Here is a 4,063-nt window from a genome sequence, read left to right on the forward strand (position 1 = left end):
CAGCACGATGCTGCCGGTGCCCAGCAGCGCGGTGAGCGTTGGGCCCCCGACAGGGTGAGGCCTGCCATGCCCGCCACCAAGGCCACCGCCGGGGCCGCCGTGTGGTACGGCAGCGTGGCCACGGCAAAGAAGATCAACGCGGCGCAGCTCAGCTGGGCCAGGTAGCCCGTGGCCTCGTGGGAGAGCTGCGCGAGGCCCAGACAGGCGATCAGCGCCAGCAGCGCGCCGTCGGCGATGGCCCGGGCGTAATCCGAAGGCGTGGCCTCGCCGCCAAAGGCAAAAGCCACGGGTTGCGCGCCCGGGCTGCGCGCCAGGTAGTACACGCCGTACCAGGTGGCCGCCAGCGTCAGCACCAGCAGTGCCATGAAGGGCAGGCGGGCCGCCATCTCGGGCGACATCAGGCCTGCGGGCATGAGCTGGATGGCCCACGCGCCCAGCCAGTAAGGAAGCAGGCCGTCCGTTTCAGGCGGCATTCCCGCCAGTTGGGGCGCCAGCCACGTGGTGTGCCCCTGGGCCAGTTCAAGCATGTAGCCAAACGAGGCGACATCGGAGTTCTTCCAGGGTCCCCTTCCCACGAAGCCCGGTACCACATAGGCCAGGCACAGCAGCAGCAGGGCCCAACGGGGCAGTGGCCGTACGGCATTCTGGGTGACGATGGCAGGAGTGGGAGAGTTCACGCGTCGGAGGGCGGCAAAGGCGGACTGCCAAGAATAAGGGCAAATGCAAACAAAAAGGCAGCGCGGTTGCCCGTGCTGCCTTCTTGGCGGAAGTGCTGCGAGTTACTTCGCTGCGGTCTTGCCGAAACGGTTGCGGAAACGCTCCACGCGGCCGCCCATGTTGTCCACGGATTTCTGCGTGCCGGTATAGAAAGGATGCGATTCGCTGGAGGTGTCCAGCTTGAACATGGGCAGCTCACGGCCGTCGTCGGTTTTGCCCATTTCCTTGGTGTTCACGCACGAACGGGTCACGAACTTGAAGCCGTTGGACAGGTCCACGAACAGCACTTCGCGGTAGTTGGGGTGAATGCCTTCTTTCATGATCAATCCTTGTCAAGTGCGGGAGCCGTGCTGAACCCGGAGCAGCCTTTGCGCCGTGGAACATCCAGCGTACTTTCCGCAGAAAAAGCCCGCCATTATGGCATAAACGGCAATTACTTCAATTCCAAGTTTCCAGTTTGCAGCGCCTCTTCGAAACTGGCAAGGCCCAGGCCAGAACCGCCGCGCAAGGGCCGCCAAGCTGCGTATGCAGCGTTGCACTTGCGTGCGCTGGCGGAGCCTCCCCTCCCGAATTGCGCAGCAATTCGGGAGAAGGGGGAAGGCGCGAAGCGCCTCAGGGGGGTGTCACCCACCTCTTCGCATCATGTCGAAGAATTCGACGTTGCTCTTGGTGGCCTTCATGTTCTTGATCATGAGCTCCATCGACTCGATCTCGTCCATGTTGTACATGAACTGACGCAGGATGCGGGTCTTCTGCAGGATTTCGGGTGCCAGCAGCAACTCTTCGCGGCGCGTACCGCTCTTGTTGAGTTCGATGGCGGGGAACACGCGCTTTTCGTACAGGCGGCGGTTCAGGTGGATTTCGCAGTTGCCGGTGCCCTTGAACTCTTCGAAGATCACTTCGTCCATGCGGCTGCCGGTATCGACCAATGCCGTGGCGATGATGGTCAGCGAGCCACCTTCTTCCACCTTGCGGGCCGCTCCGAAGAAGCGCTTGGGGCGCTGCAGTGCTGCTGCGTCCACACCCCCAGACAGCACCTTGCCGCTCGAAGGCACGACGTTGTTGTAGGCGCGGGCCAGGCGGGTGATGGAGTCCAGCAGGATCACCACGTCCTTCTTCAGCTCCACGAGGCGCTTGGCGCGCTCGATCACCATCTCGGCCACGTGCACGTGGCGGGCGGCGGGCTCGTCGAAGGTGGAGGCGATGATGTCGCCCTTCACCGTGCGCTGCATTTCCGTCACTTCTTCAGGACGCTCGTCCACCAGCAGCACCATCAGGTGCACGTCGGGGTTGTTGGCCGTGATGGCGTGGGCGATGTGCTGCATCATCACCGTCTTGCCGCTCTTGGGTGGGGCGACGATCAGCGCGCGCTGGCCACGGCCGATGGGCGCGATGATGTCGATGATGCGGCCAGTGATGTTCTCTTCGCTCTTGACGTCGCGTTCCAGGCGCATCTGCTCCTTGGGGAACAGGGGCGTCAGGTTTTCGAACATTACCTTGTGCTTGTTCTGCTCGGGTGGGCCGTCGTTGACCTTGTCGAGTTTGGTCAGCGCAAAGTAGCGCTCGCCGTCCTTCGGCGTGCGCACTTCGCCTTCGATCATGTCGCCGGTGTGCAGGTTGAAGCGGCGCACCTGGCTGGGGCTGATGTAGATGTCGTCCGTGCTGGCCGTGAAGCTGGTGTCGGGGCTGCGCAGGAAGCCAAAACCATCGGGCAGGATTTCCAGCACGCCATCGGCAAACACCTGCTCACCCGCCTTGGCGCGCTTCTTGATGATGGCAAACATCAGCTCCTGCTTGCGCATGCGGCCAGTGTTTTCGATTTCAAGCTCTTCGGCCTGCTTCAGGACTTCAGACACATGCAGTGCCTTGAGTTCGTTTAAGTGCATGGGGTGACTCCTTGGCGGAGCTGGTGTGAATCTTGGGGGATGGCGTCTACCGGGTGGGCCACTGTTTGCGGCCCCGGCTTGCCTGGGGATCTCGAACCGGTTGCCAATGCGTGCAAACCGGCGATCTGGCGAAATTATGACAGGAAAAAATCCGGGCGGACCGGATCGCAGGACGCGTGCCTCGTCGTGCGGAAAAAGAAAATGCAGGTTGCTGGGGCCTTGCCCGAAGCCCGATGGGGGGCGGCTGCGGGCAAGGATGTGGCCATCAGGCCAGTTGCTGTTCGATGAACGCGGTGAGCTGGGCCTTGCTCATGGCGCCTACCTTCGTGGCGGCCAGCTGGCCATCCTTGAACAGCATCAGCGTGGGAATGCCGCGGATGCCGAACTTGGCGGGGATCTCGCGGTTTTCGTCCACGTTCATCTTGGCGATCTGCAGCTTGCCCTGGTAGGTTCCGGCCACTTCGTCCAGGATGGGGGCGATCATCTTGCAGGGGCCGCACCATTCGGCCCAGTAATCCACCAGCACCGGGGTGCCGGCCTTGAGCACGTCGGCTTCGAAGCTTGCGTCGGAGAGATGTTTGATGAGTTCGCTGGCCATTGCGGGATTCCTTCTGTCTGGGGCGGTTGCGACCGGGGTACGTTTAAAGTCTGGGCATTGTGACAGAAACCAATCCCACGTTCACCGGTGTGGCCGGGTCTTGCAACGCTATGACTGTCATAGCGAAAAGTGATCAGTGCGCAGCCTTGTGGCAGGGGGTGCTGGCGCGCGTGCAGGCCCACATGCAGGCGCTTGGGGCCCACCCCGCGCGCACCGTAGTGGTGGTGCCCTATGCCCAGCTCATGCCGTGGGCGCAGCGCTACTGGGCCCTGCACCAGGGCGACGGATTCGCGCCCCGTTTTGAAACCACGCGCAACTGGGCCCGGCAACTCGCGGCCTTCGTGCCGCAGGGGGACGATCTGGCCGGGGATGTGGCGCGCGACACACTTACCGCGCGCACCTTGCTGGACCGCGCCGGTCTTGCGGCGCAGCGCGACGTGCTGGCCGGGCCCTTGCAGGAAGCTGCCACCCAACTGGCCGCCGCCGTGGCGGCTGTCGCACCCGCGCAGCGTGAGGCTTGGGGCGTGCAGGCACGCAGCCTGCTGCCAGAGGCCGACCAGGGGTCCGCCTTGCGTTACGAGGCCGTGGTGGCCCGCATTGCGCTGGAATGGGTTCTGGCATCGCGCCACGCCACCGACGTGTTGTTCGAGCGCGGCGTGCGCCAGTCGGTCGACGCCCTGGTGGTGCTGCAGGGCTTCCAGGTGGAGCCCATGGCGCAGGCCTTGCAAAGCCATTGGGGCGAAAAGGCGCTGGCCTTGTCTCTGCCCCTGCATTTGCCGCCCGCGACCACGCCAGCGCGCGGCCACATTGCCCTGCACGCGGCCGAAGACGCCGAAGACGAAGCCCAGCGTGCGGCGGCCTG

Annotated in this window: 3 protein-coding genes and 2 pseudogenes; 1 reads left to right on the forward strand and 4 read right to left on the reverse strand. The window is 63.9% G+C overall.

The window, feature by feature from the left end; all coding sequences use genetic code 11:
* The 4 genes and pseudogenes from ACDELDRAFT_RS19830 to trxA form a co-directional block, all read right to left on the reverse strand.
* A pseudogene (locus tag ACDELDRAFT_RS19830) lies at positions 1-677 on the reverse strand (hypothetical protein); the annotation flags it as partial.
* Positions 678-779: 102 nt separating this feature from the next.
* Positions 780-1,037 (reverse strand): type B 50S ribosomal protein L31, encoded by a 258-nt coding sequence (locus ACDELDRAFT_RS19835; protein WP_005799836.1) that lies wholly within the window; start codon positions 1,035-1,037, stop codon positions 780-782.
* A gap of 303 nt (positions 1,038-1,340) precedes the next feature.
* Positions 1,341-2,603, reverse strand: a complete 1,263-nt coding sequence (rho, locus tag ACDELDRAFT_RS19840; protein WP_005799837.1) for a transcription termination factor Rho — start codon at positions 2,601-2,603, stop codon at positions 1,341-1,343.
* A gap of 265 nt (positions 2,604-2,868) precedes the next feature.
* Positions 2,869-3,201: a thioredoxin TrxA gene (gene trxA / locus ACDELDRAFT_RS19845; RefSeq protein ID WP_005799838.1), complete on the reverse strand. Its 333-nt coding sequence runs from the start codon at positions 3,199-3,201 to the stop codon at positions 2,869-2,871.
* Positions 3,202-3,311: 110 nt separating this feature from the next.
* Here trxA and ACDELDRAFT_RS19850 point away from each other — a divergent pair.
* Positions 3,312-4,063: pseudogene (locus ACDELDRAFT_RS19850) on the forward strand (PD-(D/E)XK nuclease family protein); the annotation flags it as partial.

This window comes from Acidovorax delafieldii 2AN (assembly GCF_000175235.1).
Lineage (GTDB): Bacteria > Pseudomonadota > Gammaproteobacteria > Burkholderiales > Burkholderiaceae_C > Acidovorax > Acidovorax delafieldii_B.